The organism is Actinoplanes aureus, assembly GCF_015704865.1.
Taxonomy (GTDB): domain Bacteria; phylum Actinomycetota; class Actinomycetes; order Mycobacteriales; family Micromonosporaceae; genus Actinoplanes; species Actinoplanes aureus.
Window position 1 is genome coordinate 104995 of record NZ_JADQTO010000029.1, and the last position, 17906, is coordinate 122900.

19 protein-coding genes are annotated in these 17906 nt (G+C 69.6%); 10 read left to right on the forward strand and 9 right to left on the reverse strand.

Annotated elements, in window-relative coordinates:
• Window positions 1–35: 35 nt before the first annotated feature.
• The gene (pepN, locus tag I4J89_RS40465; RefSeq protein WP_196419506.1) at window positions 36–2591 is read right to left on the reverse strand and encodes an aminopeptidase N; all 2556 of its coding nucleotides are present in this window, start codon (window positions 2589–2591) and stop codon (window positions 36–38) included.
• 101 nt (window positions 2592–2692) lie between these two features.
• Between pepN and I4J89_RS40470 the strand changes: the two genes are divergently transcribed.
• The 4 genes from I4J89_RS40470 (at window position 2693) to I4J89_RS40485 (ending at window position 6238) form a co-directional block, all read left to right on the forward strand.
• Window positions 2693–3322, forward strand: a complete 630-nt coding sequence (locus tag I4J89_RS40470) for a mycothiol-dependent nitroreductase Rv2466c family protein (protein ID WP_196419507.1) — start codon at window positions 2693–2695, stop codon at window positions 3320–3322.
• A gap of 288 nt (window positions 3323–3610) precedes the next feature.
• Entirely contained in the window at window positions 3611–4807 is a 1197-nt protein-coding gene (locus I4J89_RS40475; RefSeq protein ID WP_196419508.1) for a DUF1015 family protein, read from the forward strand.
• Window positions 4808–4821: 14 nt separating this feature from the next.
• Window positions 4822–5724, forward strand: a complete 903-nt coding sequence (locus I4J89_RS40480; protein ID WP_309238689.1) for an alpha/beta hydrolase — start codon at window positions 4822–4824, stop codon at window positions 5722–5724.
• A 28-nt stretch (window positions 5725–5752) separates the two neighbouring features.
• The gene (locus tag I4J89_RS40485) at window positions 5753–6238 is read left to right on the forward strand and encodes a ribose-5-phosphate isomerase (protein WP_196419510.1); all 486 of its coding nucleotides are present in this window, start codon (window positions 5753–5755) and stop codon (window positions 6236–6238) included.
• A 42-nt stretch (window positions 6239–6280) separates the two neighbouring features.
• Here the strand turns inward: I4J89_RS40485 and I4J89_RS40490 are convergent, their stop codons facing one another.
• Together I4J89_RS40490 and I4J89_RS40495 are read right to left on the reverse strand one after the other, a co-directional pair.
• Window positions 6281–6556: a hypothetical protein gene (locus tag I4J89_RS40490; RefSeq protein WP_196419511.1), complete on the reverse strand. Its 276-nt coding sequence runs from the start codon at window positions 6554–6556 to the stop codon at window positions 6281–6283.
• Window positions 6557–6823: 267 nt separating this feature from the next.
• A complete protein-coding gene (locus I4J89_RS40495) occupies window positions 6824–8047 on the reverse strand; it encodes a GNAT family N-acetyltransferase (protein ID WP_196419512.1) in 1224 nt (407 codons plus the stop codon).
• A 101-nt stretch (window positions 8048–8148) separates the two neighbouring features.
• Here I4J89_RS40495 and I4J89_RS40500 point away from each other — a divergent pair, with 101 nt between their 5' ends.
• The gene (locus I4J89_RS40500; protein ID WP_196419513.1) at window positions 8149–8739 is read left to right on the forward strand and encodes a DNA-directed RNA polymerase II; all 591 of its coding nucleotides are present in this window, start codon (window positions 8149–8151) and stop codon (window positions 8737–8739) included.
• On the opposite strand, the gene I4J89_RS40505 is transcribed toward I4J89_RS40500, so the two are convergent.
• Complete coding sequence (locus I4J89_RS40505; protein WP_196419532.1) at window positions 8732–9589, reverse strand: SDR family oxidoreductase; 858 nt, start codon at window positions 9587–9589, stop codon at window positions 8732–8734. The two genes, I4J89_RS40500 and I4J89_RS40505, sit on opposite strands and share 8 nt — an antisense overlap.
• A 136-nt stretch (window positions 9590–9725) precedes the next feature.
• Here I4J89_RS40505 and I4J89_RS40510 point away from each other — a divergent pair, with 136 nt between their 5' ends.
• The gene (locus I4J89_RS40510) at window positions 9726–10622 is read left to right on the forward strand and encodes a glycosyltransferase family 2 protein (RefSeq protein ID WP_196419514.1); all 897 of its coding nucleotides are present in this window, start codon (window positions 9726–9728) and stop codon (window positions 10620–10622) included.
• 60 nt (window positions 10623–10682) lie between these two features.
• Here I4J89_RS40510 and I4J89_RS40515 read toward each other — a convergent pair whose 3' ends face one another.
• From I4J89_RS40515 to I4J89_RS40530, 4 genes are all read right to left on the reverse strand, one after another.
• Entirely contained in the window at window positions 10683–11189 is a 507-nt protein-coding gene (locus I4J89_RS40515) for an SRPBCC domain-containing protein (RefSeq protein WP_196419515.1), read from the reverse strand.
• Entirely contained in the window at window positions 11186–11506 is a 321-nt protein-coding gene (locus I4J89_RS40520) for an ArsR/SmtB family transcription factor (RefSeq protein ID WP_196419516.1), read from the reverse strand. Before I4J89_RS40520 ends, I4J89_RS40515 begins: the two co-directional genes overlap by 4 nt.
• 32 nt (window positions 11507–11538) lie before the next feature.
• Entirely contained in the window at window positions 11539–12045 is a 507-nt protein-coding gene (locus I4J89_RS40525) for a hypothetical protein (protein WP_196419517.1), read from the reverse strand.
• Between the two features lie 170 nt (window positions 12046–12215).
• Window positions 12216–12416 carry a hypothetical protein gene (locus I4J89_RS40530; RefSeq protein ID WP_196419518.1) on the reverse strand — a complete coding sequence of 67 codons (201 nt, stop codon included), beginning with the start codon at window positions 12414–12416 and terminating at the stop codon, window positions 12216–12218.
• Window positions 12417–13203: 787 nt separating this feature from the next.
• On the opposite strand from I4J89_RS40530, the gene I4J89_RS40535 reads away from it, so the two are divergent.
• A complete protein-coding gene (locus I4J89_RS40535) occupies window positions 13204–13398 on the forward strand; it encodes an AMP-binding enzyme (protein WP_196419519.1) in 195 nt (64 codons plus the stop codon).
• Window positions 13399–13501: 103 nt separating this feature from the next.
• Here the strand turns inward: I4J89_RS40535 and I4J89_RS40540 are convergent, their stop codons facing one another.
• Entirely contained in the window at window positions 13502–14545 is a 1044-nt protein-coding gene (locus tag I4J89_RS40540) for an arabinan endo-1,5-alpha-L-arabinosidase (protein WP_196419520.1), read from the reverse strand.
• A 234-nt stretch (window positions 14546–14779) separates the two neighbouring features.
• Between I4J89_RS40540 and I4J89_RS40545 the strand changes: the two genes are divergently transcribed.
• The 3 genes from I4J89_RS40545 to I4J89_RS40555 form a co-directional block, all read left to right on the forward strand.
• Complete coding sequence (locus tag I4J89_RS40545; protein WP_309238690.1) at window positions 14780–15811, forward strand: PaaX family transcriptional regulator; 1032 nt, start codon at window positions 14780–14782, stop codon at window positions 15809–15811.
• Between the two features lie 209 nt (window positions 15812–16020).
• Window positions 16021–17406 carry a glycoside hydrolase family 43 protein gene (locus tag I4J89_RS40550; RefSeq protein WP_196419521.1) on the forward strand — a complete coding sequence of 462 codons (1386 nt, stop codon included), beginning with the start codon at window positions 16021–16023 and terminating at the stop codon, window positions 17404–17406.
• Between the two features lie 250 nt (window positions 17407–17656).
• Window positions 17657–17906 (forward strand): RICIN domain-containing protein (locus tag I4J89_RS40555; RefSeq protein ID WP_196419522.1); only part of this gene is annotated, 250 nt, incomplete at its 3' end.

Consider the following 17906-nt stretch of genomic DNA (forward strand, 5'->3'; position numbering starts at 1 on the left):
TCCGGATGACCGGAGCGGGGACCTTCACACAACCATCAGGCCGCGGAACGGTCCTTCGCACGAGCCTTCATGGCCCGCAGGATGCCGTCTCGTCCCTCGGCCACCAGCCGGCGCAGCGACGCGGGCTGCCCGTCCCGGCTCAGCCAGGCGTCGGTGAGGGCCACCGTCTCCTCGCCGATCTGGTACGCCGGGTACGCCAGCGTGGCGAACTCCTGCGCGGGCTCACTGTCCGAGCGGGCCCACACGTCACCCACCACCTCGAAGAACTTCGCCGCGTACGGCGCTGTCAGGGCCACCTGACGGGTGCTCTGGAAGCCCTGGAGCAGCGACCGGTTCAGCCAGTTCGGCGGTGCCTGCGGTCCGGTCAGCTCGGCCCAGACCCGCGCCTTGTTCTCCGGCGTCGGCAGCAGCGCGCGGGCGATCGCCGCCTCCCGCTCGCCGCTGGCGGTCCGGTCCGAGGCGAGCTCGGCGTCGATCTCCGCCTCGGTCGCGGCGCCGAGCGCGCTGAGGGCCTGGAGCAGACTCCAGCGCAACTCGGTGTCGACCACGAGACCGTCCGGCCGGGACTCGCCGGTCAGCCAGCCGCGCAGCTCGGCCGCCTGCTCGGCGGTACGCGCCGCGGTGATGAACGCCCGCGCCCAGGTGAGCTGCCAGCCACTGCCCGGCTCGGCCGCGCCGAGCTGGGACTTCGCCAGGCCGGCCAGCATGCCCCAGCCGGTCGGCGCCCACTCCGGGTCGGCGAAGCTGGTCAGCGCCATGCCCGCCTGCCGCAGCGTGGCCGTCGTGAGGTTGATGTCGGTCTCGGCCGGCAGGCCGGAGACGACCAGGGCCACATAGTCCCGGGCCGCCATCTCGGCGTCGCGCAGCATGTCCCAGGCGGCCGCCCAGCACAGCGCCCGCGGCAGCGACGACTCGAACCCGGCGATGTGATGCACCAGGGTGCCCAGCGACCGCTCGTCCAGGCGCAGCTTCGCGTACGTCAGGTCCTCGTCGTTGACCAGCAGCACGTCCGGTGCCGGTGCCCCGGCCAGCGACGCGATCTCGGTACGCTCCCCGGCCACGTCCACCTCGAGCAGCTCCCGGCGCACCAGCCGGTCCCCCTCGAGGTCGTAGAGCCCGATGCCGACCCGGTGGGTACGCAGCGTCGGGTAGTCCGCCGGCGCCTCCTGGTGCACGACGACGCTGGTGTAACGGCCCTCGGCGTCCACCTCGACAACCGGGCGCAGCGTGTTGACCTGCGACGTCTCCAGCCACTGCTGGGCGAACTTGCGAAGCTCCCGCCCGGACGCCGTCTCCAGCTCGGTGAGCAGGTCGTCGAAGGTGGCGTTGCCCCAGGCGTGCTTGGCGAAGTACGCCCGCAGACCGGTCAGGAACGGGTCCAGCCCCACGTACGCGACCAGCTGCTTGATGACGCTGGCGCCCTTGGCGTACGTGATCCCGTCGAAGTTGACCTCGACCGCCTCCAGGTCCGGCATCTCGCAGTAGACCGGGTGCGTGGAGGAGAGCTGGTCCTGCCGGTATCCCCAGGCCTTGCGGATGGACAGGAACGTCGACCAGGCGTCGGTGAACCGGGTGGCGTGGGTGTTGCACCAGTGACTGGCCCACTCGGCGAACGACTCGTTGAGCCACAGGTCGTTCCACCAGCGCATGGTGACCAGGTCGCCGAACCACATGTGGGCGAGCTCGTGCAGGATCGTGTTGGCCCGCTGCTCGTACTCGTAGTCGGTGACCTGCGAGCGGAAGATGTAGTGCGACTCGGCGTGCGTGACGCAGCCGAAGTTCTCCATCGCACCGGCGTTGAAGTCCGGCACCCAGAGCTGGTCGTACTTGGGCAGCGGGTAACGCACCCCGAACTGCTCGTGGAAGAAGTCGAAGCCCTGCTTCGTGATCAGGAACAGGTCGTCGGCGTCCAGGTACTGCGCCATCGAGGCCCGGCAGAAGACGCCCAGCTCGATGCCGTCGTGCGAGTCGCGGACCTCGTGGTACGGCCCGGCACAGATCGCCGTGATGTAGGTGCTCATCCGCGGCGAGGTGGCGAAGTGGACCGTCTTGGCGCCGCCGTCGGCGTCCTCGCGGTCCACGGGCATGTTGGAGACGACCTTCCAATGCGCCGGCACCGTGGCACGCCACGTGAAGACGCTCTTCAGGTCGGGTTGGTCGAAGCACGCGTACGTCCGCTGGGCGTCCGCGGTCTCGAACTGGCTGTAGAGGTAGACCTCTTTGTCGACCGGATCCAGGCTGCGCTGCAGGCCCTGGCCGCTCGCCGAATACTTGAAGTCGCCGTCGACGACCAAAGTGTTCTCGGCGGCGAGGCCGGACAGCGGCAGGCCGTTCTCGGGCGACCAGGCGCCGAGGTCGACCGGGGCGCCGTTCAGCGTCGCGGAGCGGATCGTCGCCGCGGCCGCTTCGACGAACGTCGCGGCGCCCGGTTCGGCGCATCGGAATGTGATCACTGTGGTGGACCGGAACGTGTCGGAGCCGGGGTTGCCGTGCCCGTCGGTCAGGTCAAGGGTGATGTCGTACCCGGTCACCTCGAGCAATCGACCACGTTCCGCCGCCTCGACCTGGGTCAGGTTGTGAACACCGGCCACGTGCACTCTCCTTCGAGCTGACTGCGTTTGTCCGAAGCCTATGCGCCAACGGCGACCTAACTCACCCCGACCGGGTACCGATCAGGGTGGAAGATCGAGGCATGACTGAACGCGCCGCCGTCGACATGTGGTTCGACCCCATCTGCCCGTGGGCTTGGATGACCTCCCGCTGGCTGCTGGAGGTGGAGAAAGTCCGCCCCCTCGACGTCCGTTTCAACGTGATGAGCCTGTCCGTGCTCAACGAGGGCCGAGACGAGCTTCCGGAGCGCTACCGGGAGCTGATGGAGAAGGGCTGGGGCCCGGTACGGGTCTGCATCGCCGCCGCCGAGGCAGCCGGACCGCAGGTCCTGCGTGACCTTTACACAGCCCTCGGCACCCGCATTCACCTGCAGAAGTACGAGCTGGACGAGAAACTGTTCCGGGAGGCGCTGACCGAGGTCGGCCTGGATCCGGAACTCGCCGCGGCGGCCGGCAGCGACACCCGCGACGAGGCGCTGCGCGCCAGCCACAACGCCGGGATGAAGCCCGTCGGCACCGACGTCGGCACCCCGGTGATCCACGCTCCGGGCCCGGAGCAGGGCGAGACCATCGCGTTCTTCGGTCCGGTCGTCACCCCGGCGCCGAAGGGTGAGGCCGCCGGCAAGCTCTGGGACGGCGTCGTGCTGGTCGCCGGTACGCCGGGCTTCTATGAACTCAAGCGGACTCGCGACCTGGGTCCGATTTTCGATTGAGGCGACTCCCGGCAACCTGACCGTCGTTGGATGGGGTGACGTACACCTCATCCAACGCGGAGGCGGGCATGCCCGAGAGTGAGCCGATCGGATCGAGCTTCGGCGTTCAGCGAGGTGTCTGGGGTGATTTGCCCCCGGATGTGGCAGTGATGGTGGCTCCTCCGGTGACCGTCACGGCAAAGCCGGTGGAGCGGCCCATGAATCCGCATCGGAAGGCTCAGTTGAGCAGGTCACGCGGGAACATGCCGGTTGGTAGGCACCGCAGGCACGCCGGGTAAGTTGCCCCCCATGACGGTCGTGCACCCGATCAGCCGGGCCTGGATCACCAATGGCGGTACCGGGGCCCAGAATTATGACGAGTTCGCCGACGACGCCGAAATCACTCAGATCATCACGGCCAACCCGCACAGCGCGCTGGCCGTCGAGATGCCGCACCTCGCGCCCGACTCGCTCGGGAAGTCCTTCACCGACTCGCTCCCGGACGCCGTGGTCCGGCTGGAGCGGGAGAAGGCCGAGGGCCGGTACCGTCCGGCGGAGCACGTCGTGGTGCTCTACCGCATCAGCGCACCCGGCGAGGCGCCCGCCTACGGCCTGTGGAGCATGGTCGAGACCTCGCAGATCTCGACCAGTGCCGACGAGCCCGGCCTGGTGATTCGCAACGAGGACGTGTTCATCAGCAAGGTCCGCGAGCGGGTGGCCCTCGCCGGTGCCCTGCAGACGTTGCTCTCACCCGTACTCCTGCTCCAGACCGGCAAGGGCGAGGAGCTGCACGCCGCTCTCGCTGACGCCGCCGACGCGGCGGGCGAGCCCGCCGCGACCGACCTCGATCCGACCGGGCGCACCCACGCCATCTGGGAGATCGGCCCGGGCGAGCTCCAGGATCGGCTCCTCGACCTGGCCGGCGGCGGTGAGCTGGTGGTCGCCGACGGCAACCACCGCAGCCTGGCCGCGCAGACCGGCGGCCTGCCGCGCTTCCTGGCGGTCGTCACCACGCCCGCGTCGGTCGCCATCCAGCCTTACAACCGCCTGGTCAGCGAGCTGCCGACGTCGCTCGACGAGCTTCTGGACCGGCTCCGCGCGGCCGGCGCGACGGTCACCGAGCTGCCGCGCGCCGCGCAGCTTCCGGCCAAGGGCACGATCGAGATGTACGCGCAAAGCCGCTCCTTCGCGGTAGGACTGCCGTCCGACCCCGCCGGGACCTCGGTGGAGAACCTCGACCACGCCCTGGTGGAGCGCGTCCTGCTGCGCGACACGCTGGGCCTGGACCCGGGGGACAAGCGGATCGCCTACATCGGCGGGGACTACCCGGTCGAGTGGCTGCGTGACGAGGTGGACGCGGGCCGGGCGGAACTGGCCGTGCTGATCGCCCCGGTCACCGTCGACGACTTCGTCGAGGTGAACCTGGAGCGGCTCAAGCTGCCACGCAAGAGCACCTGGTTCACGCCGAAGGCCCGCGGCGGTCTCGTCCTGGCCCAGCTTGACTGATGCTCCATCCACAGGTGAACGCTGCTGCTCAGCTGCGGCGGCGCCCCACGGCTGAGGGACTCGCCGCCGACCCGTACCAGCGTCTGCTCGGTGCCCGGGCGGCGATGGAGGAGTCGAACGAGGCGGAGACCGGCCCGGCACTGCCGCTGCCGGTCGTCGCCGACCTCGACGCCGACGGCGTGCCCTGTCGCCTGTACGCGACCAGGGCCGGTGCGCCGGTCCTGGTCTACCTGCACGGCGGAGGCTGGTGTTACGGGAGCATCGAGACCGTGGACCGGTTCTGCCGCCGGGTGGCGGACCGGTCCGGCTGTGCCGTGGTCTCGGTCGACTACCGGCTCGCCCCGGAGCACGTCTTCCCGGCCGCCCTCGACGACACCGGGACGGTTCTCACGTACCTGCGTCGCGAGGGCGGCGGCCTGGGCGTTGACGTGTCCCGGCTGGCGATCGGCGGGGACAGCGCGGGCGGCCAGCTCGCCACGGTCACCGCCCGCCGGCAGCGCGACGCGGCCACCCCACTCGACTTCCAGGTGCTGATCTACCCGGCGCTCGACCCGCTCACCTCCGCCGAGTCCTACGACGAGGTCGGCGGGTACGGGCTGGACCGCGCGTCGATGAAGATGGCCTGGGAGACCTTCGTGCCGGATCCGCTGCTCCGGCTCACCCCGGACGTGTCACCGCTCGCAGTGGACGATCTGTCCGGAATGCCGCCTACCTTGCTGATCACCGCGGAGTACGATGCCTTGCGCGACGAGGGCGCGGACTACGCGAACGCGCTGATCGCCGCCGGCGTACCGGTGGTGCACACCCGCTACATGGGCGTGAACCACGGCTTCGCCCGTAAGTTGGCCACCATCGACGCCGCCCGGGCCGCGGCGGATCAGGTGGCGTCCGCCCTGCGCTCGGCCCTCACCTTCTGACGGCCCTCACTTCTGAAAGACTCCCGATATGCGCCTCTACCTGGGTTCCGACCACGCCGGCTTCGAGCTGAAGAACCACCTCGTCAACCACCTGGTGAAGCAGGGGCACGACGTGGTGGACGTCGGACCGCACGCATACGACCCCGAGGACGACTACCCGGCGTTCTGCTTCCACACCGGCGTCAAGGTGGTGGCCGACCCCGGTTCGCTCGGCATCGTGATCGGCGGTTCCGGCAACGGCGAGCAGATCGCCGCCAACAAGGTGCCCGGGGTCCGCTCCGCGCTGGTGTGGAAGACCGAGATCGCCGAGCTGGCCCGGCAGCACAACGACAGCAACGTGATCGCGATCGGTGCCCGGCAGCACACCCTGGACGAGGCCACCGCGTTCGTCGAGGCGTTCATCGCCACGTCGTTCTCCGGCAACGTCCGGCACGCGCGGCGGATCGCCCAGCTCGCCGAGTACGAGGTCGCCCGCGAGCTCCCGGAGCTGCCGGAGAGCACTCCCGCCTCCTGATCCCCGGCTCGGCCCGGCCGCTCGACGGCCGGGCCCGGGTGGTCAGCGGCGGGGCAGTTCCTCGCGCGGCAGCCAGTTGCGCCGCACGATCGTCAGCTCGCGCTCGGCCTCGGCGATGTCCTGGTCGGTGGGCCGGGCCGCGTCCCGTGCCCGCAGAGCCGCACCCACGCTGACCTGTGACGATCCCGAACCGACCAGCCCGCGCAGGCCGCGCTCGGCCTCCCGCTCGTCGGCACCGGCACCGGCGCCCGAGGTGGGCCGCCGGCCGAAACCGCCTCGTCCGGGCCGCTGTTGCGCGCCCTCGGCCGGCGCGGTCACGGCCGGTGGACCGGGAACCGGCGGGCTCGGAACCGGCGGGCCTGGAACTGGTGGGCTTGGAACCGGCGGGCCTGGGACCGGTGGGCTTGGAACCGGCGGGCCTGGGACCGGTGGGCTTGGAACCGGCGGGCCTGGGACCGGCGGGTTCGGGACGGCCGGGGCGGCGGGCGCCGCGGCGGCCGGTTCGGCGGGCGTCGAAGAGGGGCGTACACGGCGGCGCCGGCGTTCGGGCTGACCCATGCCCCCGACGCTACCGCCGCCGTCACCTCAGAACACCTCGGTCGGACTGGGCAACCGATGCCAGCGGAACGCGTTGGTCGGGTCGTTGCGGGTCAGCTGCCGGACCCGTCCGGCCGCCGCCAGCGAGGCGAGCGTCGTCGCACCCAGGTAGGCCGCGCCCAGCTCGGTGACCGTGCAGGCCAGGTCGGCCGGATCCGTGGTGCGGGTGCAGGTCGCCCCGTCCGGTCCACCGGTGAGCCGCCACCGCCCGGTGTTCTGCTCCAGCAGCGGGTCGGTCACGTCCAGCACCACGTCGACCGGCGCGGCGTACCGCCGGCCGGCCAGCGCCCGGGGCAGGTCGATCAGGCGGACCCAGAGGCCGTCGAGGACCACCGAGCCGAGCCGCCGGGGCTCGTCGACCAGATATTGCAGGGGCTCGTCCAGGGCGGCGAGACTCACCTTCACGGACCGGCTCAGGTCGATGCCGAGCAGGAAGCGCCAGAGCGCCTGATACGTCTCCGGGTCGGCGGCCACCACCTCGCGGACCTGGACCTCGGCGTTCGGCCCGTGGTCGGTCCAGTTGTCCTTGACCCGCCAGAGCGCGTAGCCGGTGGGACCGTCCGGGCCCTCGTGCACCACCCCGTACCGCTTGGTGGCGCCGTCCCGGTGGTCCTTCGGGTCGACCAGCACGTATCGCCACCAGCGCTCGTCCCGGCTGGACCAGCCCACCTGCTCCGGGCGCAACTGCTCGAACACCTTGGCGATGGCGGGCAGCAGATCGAGCGGCTTACCCATCCGCAACCGGCCGGCCGGGTCGGCGGGCGGCGCGGGGAGACTAATTTCACGATTCATGATCGAGAGACTGAGCCGGGAGGACGCCGGACCGTACCCGAAACGGGGGTAGATCTTGGTCTCGCTGGCCCAGAGGACGGCGACCGGCTCCCGCCCGGCCTCGGCCACGTCGCGCAGCTGCCGATGCATCATCCGCGTCAACAGGCCCTGCCGGCGATGCGTCGGAAGCACACCAACCCCGGTCACGTGAGCGGCCGGAAGAATCGCCCCCGGCACGGTGAGATCCCTGCTCAGGACGTTGGTGTGCGCGACCACCGCCCCGGCGTCCTCCACCACCAGCGCACGCTCCGGCTCATAGACGGTCGCGCTGACCTCCCGGTACTCCTCGGCGAGCTCCTCATGGAAAACGGTGTCGAGAAGATCGACGATCGCCGGGTGGTCGTCCGCCGTACCGGGCCGCAGCCGCAACGCATCCTTCATGGCTCGTGTGTAACGGACTTGCGTGGGTGAAGGCGACCGATTTGTTGGCTCGCTACCCTCGACCTTGACGTCGTCGTCGCACGCAGTCCGAGAGGGGAACGATGCCGGAGCAACCGCAGTGGTCCGAGCGGACGCTCGACATGCCGCCGCAGGACCCGTGGGCCGAACCGCCGACGGCCGTGCCCACACCGCCCACGCCTTCCGCGCCTTCCGCGCCCGAGCAGTCGCCGTTCACCCGGGGCCGGGCCCGGGTCACCCAGCGCACTCAGCAGTTCAGCCATGAGCACGAGCCGACCGGCACCGGCTGGCCGGAGGAGGCCGGGCACGCCCCGCACGAGCCGCGCAGCCTGTCCTGGCACATCCGCCGGTTGCGCCGTGGCAGCGAGTGGTCGAACGCGGCGCTCATCTTCGCCTTCGTCTGCTGGGGCATCTGGGTGCTGTCGTCGGAGGGCTCGTTCGTCACCGCGGGGATCGTCTTCTTCGTGACGGTGTGCGTGGCCGCCGGCGTGTTCGCGCTGTCCCGCCTCGTCGGCCGCCTGGTGCTGGAGCGGCAGATGGGCCGGGTGCGGCACACCGCCCGCGGCTCACACATGGTCGCCGGGCTCTTCCTGGCCGGTGTCGGGTTCGCCCACCTGCGCCAGACCGAGTGGGTGATGGACGCCTTCCACTGGATGGTGGGCCTGTTCAGCTGACCGGCTTGCCACCGGTGATCCCGAGCACCTCACCGGTGGTGTAGCTGGACTCCGGGCTCGCGAAATAGACGTACGCGGGCGCCAGCTCGGCGGGCTGCCCGGCCCGGCCGAGCGGCGTGTCGCTGCCGAACGACTTGACCTTCTCCTCGGGCATGGTGGCCGGGATCAGCGGGGTCCAGATCGGCCCGGGCGCCACCGCGTTGACCCGGATCCCCTGCTCGGCCAGGTCCTCGGCGAGCGCCTTGGTGAACGCCACGATGCCGCCCTTGGTGGTGGCGTAATCGAGAAGCGCGCTCGACGACTGGTACGCCTGGATCGACGCGGTGTTGATGATGGTCGCGCCGGGCGACATGTGCGGCACCGCGGCACGGCAGAGCCAGAACATCGCGTACAGGTTGGTCTTCATGACCCGGTCGAACTGCTCGTCGGTGATCTCGGTGATCCCGCCCGGCTGTGCCATCTGGTAGGCGGCGTTGTTGACCAGAATGTCCAACCCGCCGAGATCCCGCCGGGCCCGGTCGATGATCGCCCGGCAGTGCGCCTCGTCCCGGATGTCGCCGGGCACGGTGACCGCCTTGCGTCCCGCCTTCTCGATCCATTGTGCGGTGTCCCGGGCGTCGGTCTCCTCCTCGGGCAGGTAGGAGATGAGCACGTCGGCGCCCTCCCGGGCGTACGCGATGGCCACCGCCCGCCCGATCCCCGAATCGCCCCCGGTGATTACCGCCTTGCGCCCGGCCAGCCGCCCGCTGCCGCGGTAGCTCTGCTCGCCGTGGTCGGGCCGGTCCGGCATGTCGGAGGTCAGCCCCGGCGGATTCAGGTCGCCGCCGTCCAGCTCCGGCTTCGGGTACATGTCACGCGGATTCACGTCATCGCCTCCACGTCATCGCCTCCTCGTCAGCGAACGAATGTCATGCGGTTGCCCACATCAGGTGCGAATAACCGGATCGCGGGTATGCACGGCGCCGGTCGTCGGAGGGAGGAGTTTCATGGGGGACCCGCGGGTGGGCGTTGTCGTCATCACCTGGCAGCGGCGCGACGAGGCGCTCGCCTGTCTGGAACGGCTGCTCGAGCTGCCGGAGCAGCCACACGTGGTGCTGGTCGACAACGGCTCCACCGACGGGACCGCGGACGCGGTCCGCGAGCAATTCCCGGCCGTCGAGGTGGTCGCGCTGGGCGAGAACCTCGGGGCGGTTGGTCGCAACATCGGGGTACGCCGATTGCGTACGCCCTATGTCGCGTTCTGCGACGACGACACCTGGTGGAGTCCCGGCGCCCTGACCCGTGCCGCCGACGTGCTCGACGAGCACCCACGGCTCGGCCTGGTCAACGCCCGGATCGTGGTGGAGCCCTCCGGTGCCGAGGATCCGATCGTGGCCGAACTGCGCGACTCCCCGGTCCCGGGGCCGGAGTGGCTGCCGGGCCCGGCGCTGGGCAGTTTCCTGGCCGGCGCCTCGGTGTTGCGGCGCGAGGCGTTCGAGGCGGCCGGCGGCTTCAGCGAACGGCTGTGGCTGGGCGGCGAGGAGGAGTTGCTCGCCACTGATCTGCTCACCGCCGGCTGGGAGCTCTGCTATCTGGAGGAGCTGACCGTGCACCACCGGGCGTCGAGACTGCGCGACGCCACGCACCGGCGGCGGGTCGGGCTGCGCAACACGCTGTGGTTCACCTGGCTACGGCGGCCGGCCGGGGCAGCCGTACGCCGCACGCTCTTCCTGGCACGGACCGTCCCGCGGGACCGTACCTCGCTGCTCGGCGCCGTCGACGCCGTACGCGGCCTGAGCTGGCTGCTCGCGCACCGCCGGCCGCGACCGGCCGTGGTGGAGGCCCGGCTCGGCGTCCTGGACGAGACGCAGCGCCGCTCCACCGCCCGCCGCTACGTCGGCTGACCGCCGTCCGAACACGACACGGGCCGGCCCGGCGACGCCGGACCGGCCCGTGAAGTCGTGTCAGGCGTCCGTCAGGACCTTGCCGGTCTCCAGCAGCGACTTGAGATCGCTGAGCACCCAGGCCCAGCCGCCGCCACCCTCGGCGCCCGCCTCCGGGCTGCCGGCGGTCATCGCCGCGTGCGCCGGCGCGCCGGTCAACTCGTGCGTGATGGTGAGCCGGCAGACTCCGGGACCCGAGTCCTCGATGTCATACGTGAGCGTGGTGAACGGCTCGCCGGCGGTGCTCGGGTCCATCAGCATCCGCCACGTCTGCACCAGCCGTCGCGGCTGCTCGACCTCGAGGATCTCGCCCTCGACGATGGTTTCCGGGATCTCGAACCCGTTGGCGGCGGCGAAGTCCTTCATCTCCTGGGTCGCCGTGGAGTAGTACCGACCGCCCTTCTTGAGCTCGTAGAACTGGGGTGCCGCGTACCCGTAGCGCGCGTTCCACTCCGGATCGGTGATCGCGGTCCAGATCTTCTCGGGGGTCGACTTGATCCAGATCCGGTAGACCTGCGTGGTGCTCATGGCTCTTCCTCCAGCGCTCGCTTGAGATCGATGAGTGCGGTCACGTGGTGCTCGGTGTACTTGTCGATCCACCGGTCGTGGATCTGCCGGATCGGAATCGGATTGAGGAAGTGCAACTTCTCTCGCCCGGACCGGCGCACGACGACGAGACCCGCCTCCTCCAGCACCCGCAGGTGCTTGGCGACGCCGAACCGCGTCATCTCCAGCTCCGACTCGAGCTCGGTGAGCGTGCGGCCGTCACGCGCGAAGAGCAGATCGAGCAGGAAGCGACGGCTCGGGTCGGCCAGTGCCTTGAACACCCGGTCGTCGTCGGTCATGACGCAAAGTTAGGTGACCATTTGGTCACATGTCAAGGCCGACGTTGTGCCAGCATCTCCTGCTCCAGCTCCCACGATCCGCCCTCGTCCGTGGAGAAGTAGCCCAACCAGCGGAAACGCGACTCGCTGACCTCCGTGAAGAGCCATCGGACCGCGGTCCCATCAAGCCGCAGCCCCTCCTGCACAATGTCGCCGTCCTCGCCGGCGTGGCCGACAAGCGTCACGGTGCGTCCAGCCGGGGAGAACCAGACGACGTGCCAGCGGTCCGACTCCGGGTCGTACAGCCGCATCGTGCTGCCGGTGGTGCGTACCGGGTAGCCGCCCGGCCCGAACTCGGTGAACCACATGACGTCCTGCACCGCATGCCCGGCCAGCACCCAGCCGAACGTCCACACGACGGTGCCGGTGACCCAGTCGCCGCCCGGTCCGCGGTACCGGTTGGTCACGTCCCAGGTGCCGGTCAGGCGCCCGTACAGATCCATCGCCTTCTCGTGGCCCGGCCGGGGCCCGTCCGCTGAGAGTTCCTCCATGAGAGTCATGCCGCCACCCTGCGCCCGAGCCGGGCGACGAGTCTTGAACGTTCTTGCAGCCCTCAAGGCGCCGGCAACAGCCACAAATAAAGCGGCCCAGGCCGTCTGACCTGGGCTGTGACCTGGCGCAGTCCGCGTGCAGATCGGCGTTTCGTTCCTGGCAGCACGGCGGTTGAGTGTCAAGGGAAGTGCGGTCGCCTCGGCGACCGGGCGAGTTGATCCTCGATCAGGTCGCCGCTGGCGTCGAGAACGTGGACCAGCTTCTCGAGAATCGGCCAGGGCGCGGTGCCACCGCCGGCATGAACCACGATGTGCTGAGCCGACCTCGGTGTGAACGGCCCGTCCGGCTCGCCGAACGACGAGGGGTAAGCAAGATCCACTTAACCGCCAACCCGGCCCCCAGGTGAAAAGGTGAGCTGACCAGGCCCGCGATCCTCAGCGGGCATGGTCCACCGTCAGCGAGCGGGCGGCGAGAATCGAACTCGCGTAATTAATCAGTTTGGAAGCAACAAGTCGATCATGCCAATGCGGCCTGCCCGGCCCCGGGATGCCCGTGACCTGCTGTTTCGTCTCAGCTTCGTATCGGTGCATCCCTGGGTCGGGTGGATCGTTCCGGTCGGTTCCCGAGCAAGATTCCTATCGTTTGCCCGGTGCCCGGTGCCCGGTGCCCGGTGCCCGGTGCCCGGTGCCCGGTCCCCGGTGCGCGAGACGCGAGGCGAGACTTCGTTGGCGCGACCCGCTTAGATCAAGACACGCGCGCTCAGGGTCGGAAGGCTACGTTCTGTGCCTTCGCATCGCACAACGCTGCCCCCTGCACTGGGATACCTGTACCAGCCGCAGTGGCCGCTCCTGGAGCTATTACGTTTATCGATCATTGCTTCTTGCGTTGGCGGTCGGTCAGCGCGTCGAGCAGGCCGACGATCTCCAGAACCCGGTGTACGGCGGGGTTGCATGGCGCTGATCCGCATCCGCTTGCCGGCCGTAAGGGAGGCGGCGTATTGCTCGTCCAGGACGTTGATGCCCGAAGAGTCGCAGAAGCCGACCTGGGCGAGGTCGATGAGTACGGTCGTGGCGTCATCGTCGGCCATCGCGTCCTGCAGGTCGCCGGACCGTGGGTGGCCGGCGGCTATTTCGCGGGGGAGGGGGCCGACAGTTTCACCGCCGACGATGGAGCGTCCGGTCGCCTTCGTCGTCCTGCGCGCGGACTTCGACACGAAGGCCGGCCAGCTGCGAGAACACCTGTCCCGCCGGATCGCCTCCTGGCGGATGCCGGACGACTTCATCCTGCTTGACACCATTCCCCTGACACGCACCGGCAAGCTGCTCAAACAGACCCTCCGCGAGTCGCGGCGCCCGGCTTGACCTTGCGGGTACGCGGGCTCGGGTGTGCCCCGGCCGAGGCCGGGGCACACCGCCATCAGGTGTTCGGCGAGAGGGGCGCCGCGTACGGGCCGAGCAGGCGTGCTCAGTAGGCGAAGGGCCAGCCGGTGCTGTCGTAGCCGAGGAGGTTGATGCCGAGCCGGGAGGCCCCGTTGTCGGCGTAGTAGTGGTAGACGAGGACGTCGGCGTCGCTGTCGGCGATCACTGCCTGATGGCCGGGCCCGTGGACGCTGCCGTGTCCGGCAAGCACCTGGGTGCCGCCACCGGAGTTCATCGCCCTGCCACTACGGTCGACGAACGGGCCGTTGGGGCTGGTCGATCGGCCTACCATGATTCGGTACGTGCTGGCGGCGCCCTGGCAGCATCGGTCGAACGACACCCACAGGTAGTAGTAGGCGCCGTGCTTGAACATGTGCGGCGCTTCGATCGCCCCACCGTTGCGGCCGGCGATGAGACGGATGCTGTTGCCGGCGCGCAGACCGGTCGACGGATTCAGGGCGATCTGCTGGATGCCGGACCAGAACGAGCCGAAGTTGAGCCACCAGCGGCCGGACTCGTCAACGATCAGGTTCGGATCGATCGCGTTGTAGTTGTTCGACGAGCTGGAGGCGATGACCAGACCGCGGTTGGTCCAGCTGCCCGACGCGCCGGTGGGGCTGGTCGCGAGGAAGATCGCTGACCGGTTCGAGCCGAACGTGGATGCCGAGTAGTACAGGTAGTACTGGCCGTTGTGGTAGGAGATGTCCGGCGCCCACAGATTGGCGCTCCCGCCGGTGTACGTCGTCGTCCACGGCGCGCCGTTGGGGAAGGCGGCTCCGGCGGCCCGGAAGGCGGTGCGGTCGGTGGAGGTGGTCAGCGCGATGTTGTTCCCGGTCTGCGCCACGATGTACGTGCCGCCGGGCGTCTTGACCATCGTGGGGTCGTGGGTACCCGTGGCGCCCGAAACGGGACCCGGGTTGGGGTAGGAGCCCGGCGGCGTGGTCGGTGTGGCCAGCGCATTGATCGGGGCCGCGGCGGCGGGCGGTCGGACAGCGGCTTGCGCGTGCATCGCGGCAGCCGACATCACTGCCACGACGGCGGCGACCGGCACGGCGAGCAACACTCGCCGCCGCATGTGGGATCCGGGCATGGAAGCCTCCAGGTTCGCTCGAGCCAGCAGACGGTCGGCAGACTCGAGCACGGGGATGTGAGCGCTCACAATTCGATGCGCGTTATGGCTGCGTCCGACGCCGAGGGGGCGGCGCCCGGACGCTGGTGCGCTCTCGCCACCAAGGTGGGCGGAGCGGCACGTTACACGGCAGTTATCGTGCACCCCGTACAGGAAAGTGTCAAACAGGAACGTCGATGCCTACCTGGGCGGAGGGTGACGATCAGCGGCGTTACAGTCGGGGTCTACACGTGGAAGCGGTGCGGAGACTCTGTGGATTACCCGTTCGAGATCGAGGAGATCTTCACCGCCGAGGCGTCCGGCTCGTTGCGGCTTCCGCGACGGCAGGCGGGAAGTTCACCGCAGGGCTTGGCTCTCACACTTCTCGCCGACTACACCGCGTACACCGAGGCCTGGCTGCCGTCCGGCGCACTCGTGGCGCTCCTGGCCGAGGCCGAGGTCAGCGCGGCCAGCGCGCGGACCGCCATCAGCCGTCTCACGCGGCGGTCAGTGCTGCAGGGCAACCGCGTGGGGCGGAGCACCTTCTACCGCCTTGCGCCGTCGGTCGCGGCGCACTTGCGCGCCGGCGGGAGGGGGGTCGTCGCGTTCGGCGCGGACGCTGAGAAGTGGGACGGCTGGTGGACGCTGGTGGCGTTCTCGGTGCCCCAGGAGGGTGCCGCACAGCGTCGCGCTCTGCGTAACCACCTGCGGTGGAGAGGCTTTGCGCCGCTGTACGACGCGCTTTGGGTCTCGCCGCGTCAACTCGAGGACGAGGACCGGGCGAACCTCGCGGAGGTGAATCTGGAGGACCTCACCGTCTTCCGCGCTCGCCACACGGAACTGGCCGTCGGCTCGGGCCGGAGCCCCATCGATGCATGGGATCTGCGCGCCGTCGGCGAGCAGTACGAGGCCTTCATTCGTCACTGGAGCGAGATCGTGCCCCGTGTGCGGGCCGGGGGTTTCGGTGGGGCACAGGCGGTACGTTCGCGCACCGCCGTGATGGACAGCTACCGCCGATTCGCCCCGGCAGACCCGCCGCTGCCGATGCGGCTCCTGCCCGGCGGATGGCAACGGGAACACGCCCGGCGCATCTTCGCCACGGTCTACGACGGCCTCGCCGAGACTGCCGAACGGCACGTTCGCGCCATCGTCGCCGACTTCACCGCGACGCCACCGCGGATCCACGCCAACACCGTTGCCGACCTCTCGGCTGGACGCGTCGCGGAAAGCGTGCCGGACCTCCGCTGAGGTGTGCCGCGTTCCCAGTCGCTTCTCGGGCGCGAGCCTCGCCGCGTGTCGATATCCGGCACCCGGGCTGTGCCGCACATCTTGACACTCGCCTATGTGAGCGATAACACTGCTGCGAAACGTTGCGTGCATGCCGCGGTAACAGGATCGCACTGGCTTCCCCGGCCCTCTGCAGTGTCATCGGCATTCCCGTGAAAGGTCGATCGACTGTGCCTCTCTCCCGACGCGACTTCACCCGCTTGGCCGCCATGGGCGCGCTGACCACCGCCACCGGTGGCGCCACCCTGCTCGGCGCGCCGTCGGCCGCTCTGGCGGCCAACACCGCCTACGTGTTCGGCTACTTCAAGGAGACGCCCAACCAGAGTGGTGACAGTTACGCCCTGCACCTGGCGGTCAGCACCGACGGGCTGAACTGGCGGCCGCTGAACCAGAACAACCCGGTGGTGACCCCGACCGCCGGCACGCTCGGTCTGCGCGACCCGTTCATCCTGCGCAAGCAGGACGGCACGTTCGTCGTGCTGGCCACCGACCTGCGCGGCCGCGTCTTCACCGAGAACAACCAGTACCTGCACGTCTGGGACTCCACCGACCTGCGCAGCTTCACCGGCTATCGCCGGATCCGCATGCACGGCCTGGCCACGCACACCTGGGCGCCGACGGCGTTCTGGGTGGCCTCGCGCAATCAGTACGCCATCGTCTACTCCGCGAACAACGGCGCCGACGTCTTCATGGTCAACTACACATCGGATTTCCGTACGGTGAGCGCGAACCAGGTCTACTTCAGCCCGGGATACCCGGTGCTGGACGCCGACATCGTGGTCGACGGGACGACCTTCTACATGTACTACAAGAACCTCAACGACGGCCTGATCTACGGCGCCCGGTCGTCCAGCGGCAACCCGAACAGTTACACCAACTACACCAGCGGGCTCCGGCAGGGCAACGCCATCGAGGCGCCGCTGCTGATCAAGAACAACAGCGGGAGCGGCTGGCGGTTGTGGGGTGACTCGTTCAGCCCGGTCAACAACGACTACTACGCGTGGTCCACCTCGAACGTCGGCGCCAACTCCTGGACCCTGCTCAACCAGCGCGACTACACGCCGCCGCTGAACGCCAAGCACGGCTCGATCACCGGCATCACCGCCGCCGAGTACGACGGCCTGGTGGCGCGCTGGGGGCTGCCGGGCTGGGTACGGCTGAAGTCGTACAACTTCCCGGACCGGTACGTGCGCCACGCGAACAGCATCGGCCGGATCGACGCGTACCCGTTCGACCCGCACGAGGACCAGCTGTGGCGCATGGTGCCCGGTCTGGCCGACGCGGCCGGTGTGTCGTTCGAGTCGGTCAACTACCCCGGCCGCTACCTGCGGCACAGCGGTTACGCGATCCGGCTGGACCCCAGCGACAACACCGCGGCGTTCCGCGCCGACGCCACCTTCACCCAGGTCGCCGGCCTGACCGACGCGAGCTGGTCGTCGTTCCGGTCCTACAACGTCCCCGACCGGTACCTGCGCCACTCCAACTACGTGCTGCGCATCGACCCGATCGGCACCGGCGCCTCCGATCGCCAGGACGCGACCTTCCGGATCTCCTGACGAGAATCGCCGCGCCCGCCGCCGTCGTCACTTCCCCGGCGCCCGCCGCCGCCGCGCCCGGCAGCCCCGCCGTCCGGCCGCCGCCGGGCAATCGACGATCCAAGCCGACGGCACCATCCACGGCAACGACAGCACCTCATCCTCTGGTCGTGTTCCGGCGCCGCCAACCAGCGCTGGACCGGTATCCGAACAGGGCAATCGCCGAAGCGCCACCGGTTCCCCACCCTGGCGCCCTATCGAACGGACCCTCATGCATCCCCTCGGTAGAAGACGCATTCTGACCGCGGCCGCCACCATGGTGCTGGCGGCCACCGGCACCGTGGCCGTGACGACCGCCGCCGAAGCCGCCACCGTGCAGGCCGGTACGCCCTATGTGCTGGTCAACCGCAACAGCGGCAAGGCCCTGGACGTCTACAACCTGGCCACCACCGACGGCGCCGCGATCAACCAGTACACCCGTAACGACGGCGCCTGGCAGCAATGGAAGTTCCTCGACGCAG